6 protein-coding genes are annotated in these 6,067 nt (G+C 69.0%); 2 read left to right on the forward strand and 4 right to left on the reverse strand.

From position 1 onward, the window contains the following. Positions 1-544 (forward strand): AraC family transcriptional regulator (locus VHB27_RS10510; RefSeq protein WP_325600038.1); only part of this gene is annotated, 544 nt, incomplete at its 5' end. On the opposite strand, the gene VHB27_RS10515 is transcribed toward VHB27_RS10510, so the two are convergent. From VHB27_RS10515 to mdh, 4 genes are all read right to left on the reverse strand, one after another. Next, positions 477-1,805 (reverse strand): metallophosphoesterase family protein, encoded by a 1,329-nt coding sequence (locus VHB27_RS10515; protein WP_325600040.1) that lies wholly within the window; start codon positions 1,803-1,805, stop codon positions 477-479. The two genes, VHB27_RS10510 and VHB27_RS10515, sit on opposite strands and share 68 nt — an antisense overlap. Before the next feature lie 202 nt (positions 1,806-2,007). Then, positions 2,008-2,883 carry a succinate--CoA ligase subunit alpha gene (sucD, locus tag VHB27_RS10520; RefSeq protein WP_325600042.1) on the reverse strand — a complete coding sequence of 292 codons (876 nt, stop codon included), beginning with the start codon at positions 2,881-2,883 and terminating at the stop codon, positions 2,008-2,010. Next, positions 2,884-4,080, reverse strand: a complete 1,197-nt coding sequence (gene sucC / locus VHB27_RS10525) for an ADP-forming succinate--CoA ligase subunit beta (RefSeq protein ID WP_325600044.1) — start codon at positions 4,078-4,080, stop codon at positions 2,884-2,886. A gap of 12 nt (positions 4,081-4,092) precedes the next feature. Next, entirely contained in the window at positions 4,093-5,046 is a 954-nt protein-coding gene (gene mdh / locus VHB27_RS10530) for a malate dehydrogenase (protein WP_325600046.1), read from the reverse strand. Positions 5,047-5,177: 131 nt separating this feature from the next. Here mdh and VHB27_RS10535 point away from each other — a divergent pair. Next, the coding region (locus VHB27_RS10535; protein ID WP_325600048.1) for a LysR substrate-binding domain-containing protein at positions 5,178-6,067 on the forward strand (890 nt) is incomplete at its 3' end.

The following is a 6,067-nucleotide window of genomic DNA, read 5'->3' on the forward strand; positions in this document are numbered from 1 at the left end:
GACGTTCGAGGATGTGGTGCGCGGCCTGCGCCACGCACGGTCCATCGATTTCCGCAGTGTCCGCCTGCCACCTTTCGGTTCGTTGCTGCCGTTGTTCCCCCGGATCGATGCGCTGCTGGCCGTCCGCGACGCGCTGTTCGCCGAAGACCTCGCGCTGGCCGTCGCCGCCGAGGCTGTCCGTGTCGATCACGAAACGGACGACGCCCCAAGCGACGCGCGGGATGAAGCTCGGGTGGGCAAGGCGCTGGAAGCGATCGGAACGAACTACCGGGACCCGCTGACGATCGCCGGTCTCGCCGCGATCAGCGGCTTGAGCGTTCGCCGCTTCGCCTCGGTGTTCCGGCAGGTGACGTCCGAGACGCCGTACCGGTACGTGCTGAGCCTGCGCCTGCTCGCGGCGGCGGATCGGCTGTGCCGGACCGAGGAGCCGGTGCTGCAGGTCGCGCTGGATTGCGGGTTTGGCGACCTGTCGGAATTCACCCGGCGCTTTCACGCCCGGTTCGGCCTGCCGCCGAACCGGTATCGCCGTCTGTATCGACGCTGAGTCCGACGCCCAGCACCAAATCGGTGCCTTGAAACGCCCGATCGCCGGACCCAAGCTGCGCGTGGCCGACGGTCCAGCGCGACGGCCAGGCCAGCCGCTCGGGTCCCCAGGGCGAAGCGGCCGCCAGCGACGACCAGGGCTGCGCCTCGCCAAAGCGGCACAGGATGCCGCCGGGGCCCATGCCGGCGTGGAAGACCAGGCGGATGTCGAACGACTCGGCCGGCGCGACAGGCGGCCCGATCCAGGAATGCGGGCTGCGGCCAGGTGCCGTGTCCGCGCCGATGACGACGACCACACGCTGGTCCGGCCCGCGCAGGCCGACCTGCAACGGCGCCTGGACGTTCGGGTCGAAGACCGACAGCAGGGTCTGGATCGCGGACGTGCCGGCCGGTGCCGCACGGCCCGTGAAGCGCAACCCGACGATCCGGTCCGCCGCGGCATCCCCGGTGAACGGCGCCGGATGCTCGCCGGCCGACAGGCGATGCGCCGGAGACGGCGGCACGAACGGCCACGCCAGGCGCTCGCGCACCCGGCCTTCGGTGTCGAGCACCTGGTAGCGCAGCCCGTCCGCATCCAGCGCCGCCTGGACGCAGTGCAGGTATTCCACGCCCTCCGGCATGCGGTGGGCCGTGCCGGCGCCGGCCGAACAGACCTGGAGCACGCCGCGATGGACCTGGACGTCGAAGGCGAGGATGTGGCTGCACAGATAGGCGAGGACGCCGTTGTCCACGAGCAGGTCCCAGAACGCGGCGGCATGTTCGGGACCGATGTCGCGCTGATACGGGCCGGCGAAGCCGTTGACGGGATGCACCGGGTGATGGCCCAGGACCAGCTTGTACCGAGCATCGGCGTGGTCGTGCAGGACCTGGCGCAGCCACGCGGTCTCGACATGGCCCTCGCCGCCGAGACCGGTCCAGAGCGTGTGGACGAAGACCAGCAGCAGGTCGTCGCGGCGGACCCAGTAGGACAACCCCTCCTGGTCCGGCGGCCCGTTTCGCGGCAGGTGGTGCAGGACGTCGCGGAACACGGCCTCGCTGGCGGGGTCATAGGCCGTGTGATTGCCGGTGGTGTGCCACAGGGGGATCGCCGCGCGGTCGAGCCAGGCCATCTCGTGGTCGAACCAGTGCCGCCATTGCGCGCGCAAGGCGGCCGGATCCGGGGTCAGGCCGGCGATTTCGTCCCCGGGAAAGAGGATGAACTGCGGCGGCGGCGCCAGGCGGCGAACGACGGCGTTGACGGCGGCGAAGGTCCGTTCGTGCAAGGCACCCGGGACGCCGGAACAGGCGTCGGCGTAGAGGACGAAGCGGTGGCCAGGGCCTCGGGGGACAAGAGCGGGGATACGGGGGGACGCCGGCATCGGCCGAGGCTACGTCATTTCCCCCGGACGGACGACCGGCTTCGCCGAATCGGCCGTTCGCGACGGCGATTCCCGGGACGGCGAAGGCGACGAGCGCCGGGAGAGATCAGCCCTTCAGCACCTCGATCATCGTCGTCCCCAGCGCGGCAGGGCTGTCGGCGACGTTGATCCCGGCGCTGCGCATCGCGTCCATCTTCGCCGCGGCGGTGTCCTTGCCGCCCGAGATGACCGCGCCCGCATGGCCCATCCGCCGGCCCGGAGGCGCGGCCGCACCGGCGATGAAGCCCACGACCGGCTTCTTGACCTTGTTGTGCTTCAGGAAGTCGGCCGCGTCCGTCTCGCTCTGGCCGCCGATCTCGCCGATCATGATGATCTGCTTGGTCTCGGGGTCGGCCAGAAACATCTCCAGCACCTCGATGAAGTCGGTGCCCTTCACCGGGTCGCCGCCGATGCCGACGCAACTGCTCTGCCCCAGGCCGGCGGCCGTGGTCTGCGCCACCGCCTCATAGGTCAGGGTGCCCGACCGGGACACGATGCCGACGCTGCCGCGCTTGTGGATATGGCCGGGCATGATGCCGATCTTGCAGGCTTCCGGCGTGATGACGCCGGGGCAGTTCGGGCCGATCAGCCGGGACTTCGACCCGGTCAGCGCCCGCTTCACCTTCACCATGTCCAGCACCGGGATGCCTTCGGTGATGCAGATGACCAGCGGGAATTCGGCGTCGATCGCCTCCAGGATCGCATCGGCGGCGAAAGGCGGCGGGACATAGATCACCGACGCGTCGGCGCCGGTCTTTTCCCGGCATTCGGACACGGTGTCGAACACCGGCAGGTTCAGGTGGGTGGTGCCGCCTTTGCCGGGCGTCACGCCGCCGACCATCTTGGTGCCGTAGGCGATCGCCTGTTCGGAATGATAGGTGCCCTGCTGGCCGGTGAAGCCCTGGCAGATGACCTTGGTGTTCGCGTCGACCAGAACGGCCATTTATGCGGCCTCCTTCACGGCTTTGACGATTTTCTCGGCGGCGTCCTTCAGGTCGTCCGCGGCGACGATCGGCAGGTTGGATTTCGCCAGGATCTGCTTGCCCAGTTCGACGTTCGTGCCGGCCAGGCGCACCACCAGGGGCACCGACAACTGGACTTCGCGCGCGGCGGAGACCACGCCCTCGGCGATGATGTCGCAGCGCATGATGCCGCCGAAGATGTTGACCAGGATTCCCTCGACGTTCGGGTCCGACAGGATGATCTTGAACGCCGCGGTCACCCGCTCCTTGGTAGCGCTACCACCGACATCGAGGAAGTTCGCCGGCGCCATGCCGTAAAGCTTGATGATGTCCATCGTCGCCATCGCCAGCCCGGCGCCGTTCACCATGCAGCCGATATTGCCGTCCAGCGCGACGTAGTTCAGCTCGAACTTCGCGGCTTCCAGCTCTTTCGGGTCTTCCTCCGACTCGTCGCGCAGCTTCTGCAGGTCGGGGTGGCGGAACAGGGCGTTGTCGTCGAAGCTGACCTTGGCATCCAGCGCGACCACGTCACCGGCGCCGGTCACGACCAGCGGGTTGATCTCGACGATCGCGCAGTCCAGCGCCGTGAAGGCGTTGTACATGCCGGCGACGAATTTTCCGAACGACGACGCCTGCTTGCCGGTCAGTCCCAGGCCCGAGGCCAGCTTGCGGCCATGGAAGCCGGAGATGCCCGACGCCGGGTCGACCGCGGCGCGCAGGATCTTCTCGGGATGGGTGGCGGCGACCTCCTCGATCTCCATGCCGCCCTCGGTGGAGGCGATGATCGTCACCCGGCCGGTGACGCGATCCACCAGCAGCGAGAGGTATAGCTCGCGGGCGATGTCGCAGCCCGCCTCGACATAGACGCGGCGGACGGGCTTGCCGGCGGGGCCGGTCTGCTTGGTGACCAGCGTGTGGCCGATCATCGCCTCGGCCGCCGCTTTCACCTCGGCGGGGGACTTGGCCAGCCGCACCCCCCCCTTGCCGTTCGGATCGTCGGCGAAGCGGCCGGCGCCGCGGCCGCCTGCGTGGATCTGGGACTTCACCACGTATACCGGGCCAGGCAACTTGCCGGCCGCGGCTTCGGCTTCCTCCGGCGTCCAGGCGACGTAGCCGTCCAGAACCGCCACGCCATAGCGTTTCAGCAGTTCCTTGCCCTGGTATTCGTGGATGTTCATCGCGGCGGTTCCTTAACCGATCAGCTTCTTCGAGGCCTCGATCAGCTCCTTCACGGCGCCGCAGGATTTGTCGAACGCCGCCTTTTCGGTCGCGTTCAGCTCGATCTCGACGATCTTCTCGACACCGCCGGCGCCGATCACCACGGGCACGCCGACATACAGGCCGTCGATGCCGTACTGGCCGCTCAGATAGGCGGCGCAGGGCAGGACCCGCTTCTTGTCCTTCAGATACGCCTCGGCCATCGCGATCGCGCTGGCGGCCGGCGCATAGAACGCGCTGCCGCGTTCCAGCAGCTTGACGATCTCGCCGCCGCCGTTGGCCGTGCGCTCGCAGATCGCATCGATCTTGGCCTGGGTCGACCAGCCCATCTTGATCAGGTCCGGCACCGGGATGCCGGCGACCGTGGAATAGCGGGTCAGCGGCACCATGGTATCGCCGTGGCCGCCCAGCACGAACGCCGTGACGTCTTCGACCGAAACGCCGAACTCCTGCGCCAGGAACAGGCGGAAGCGGGAGCTGTCGAGCACGCCGGCCATGCCGACCACCTTGTTGGCGGGCAGTCCGGACTTCTCCTTCATCACCCAGACCATCGCGTCGAGCGGGTTGGTGATGCAGATGACGAAGGCGTTCGGGCAATGCGTCTTGATGCCGTCGGCGACCTGCGCGATGACGCCGGCGTTCTTGCCGATCAGGTCATCGCGGCTCATGCCCGGTGTGCGGGGGAAGCCCGCGGTGACGATCACGACGTCGGAGCCGGCGATCGCGCTGTAGTCCGATCCGCCGGTCATCATCGCGTCGAACCCGTCCACCGGCCCGGACTGCATGATGTCCAACGCCTTGCCCGCCGCGACGCCGCCGAAGACGTCGAACAGGGTGACGTCGCCCAGCTCCTTCAATCCGATCAGGTGGGCGAGGGTGCCGCCGATATTGCCGGCGCCGATCAGGGCGATCTTGTTGCGGGCCATGGGACCTGTCCTTGAATATTGCAGCGCGGCGTAGCTAGCGGATTGAGGCAGGCACGGCAAGGCGGCCGTGAGATGTATCCACACCGTTCCGTACGCTGGCGTCGCCGGGGCGGAACGCGTAATCTCGGCGCATGCAGCGACTTCCACTCGGACCGATGGAAGCCTTCGTCGCCGTGGCCCGGTCCGGCAGTCTGGCGCGCGCGGCAGTGGCGATGAACCTGACGGTCCCCGCGCTCAGTCGCCGGGTCCGGTTGCTGGAAGCCCATCTCGGCGTGCGCCTGTTCCGCCGCCTGCCGCGCGGCCTGGGCCTGACCGAGGCGGGACAGGCATATTTCGCAATCCTGGGTCCTGCCTGGGACCGGATGCAGGCGGCGACGGAGGCCGTCCGCGATCAGGGGCGGCGCAGGACGATCCGCGTCACCACGATGCCCACCTTCGCGGCCAACTGGCTGATGCCGCGCCTGGTTCGGTTCCCGTCCGGCCGCAGCGGCGTGGAGGTCGAACTCCACACCTCCGCCGATCTCGAGGACCTTCATGCCCGCCCCGACCTGGATTGCGCCATCCGGCTGGGCCGCGGTCCCTGGCCTGGACTGACCTGCGAGCCCTTGCTGCCCGTCCATGCTTTTCCGGTCGCCAGTCCCGCTTTCGCCGATACGCTGGGACCGTCCCGGACGCCGGCCGATCTCTCGCGCCAGCCCCTGATCGAGACCCATCACCAGCCGGCGTTCTGGCGGGAATGGTTCGCCGCCGCGCAGCCCGCCGCCGGAACGGGGCCGGACGCCGCACCGCGCGGGCGCCACCGGTTCGACAACCTCCAACTCGTCTATGAGGCCGCCGCCGCCGGGATGGGCATTGCGCTCGGCCTGGACCCGGCGGTGCGGCCCTACCTGGACAGCGGCCGGCTCAAGCGCCTGCTGCCGGACTCCGTGCGGCTGCCGCGCGATTTCCATCTGGTGCGGCGGCGCGACGGCCCCGCCGACGATCGGTGCTTCCGCCTGTTCCGGGACTGGCTGCACGCCGA

Source organism: Rhodopila sp., from assembly GCF_035548235.1.
GTDB lineage: Bacteria > Pseudomonadota > Alphaproteobacteria > Acetobacterales > Acetobacteraceae > Rhodopila.

Excerpts from the sequence above, each read along its gene's own strand:
- sucD (WP_325600042.1), bottom strand. The coding sequence starts at position 2,883 with ATGGCCGTTCTGGTCGACGCGAACACCAAGGTCATCTGCCAGGGCTTC.
- sucC (WP_325600044.1), bottom strand. The coding sequence starts at position 4,080 with ATGAACATCCACGAATACCAGGGCAAGGAACTGCTGAAACGCTATGGC.
- mdh (WP_325600046.1), bottom strand. The coding sequence starts at position 5,046 with ATGGCCCGCAACAAGATCGCCCTGATCGGCGCCGGCAATATCGGCGGC.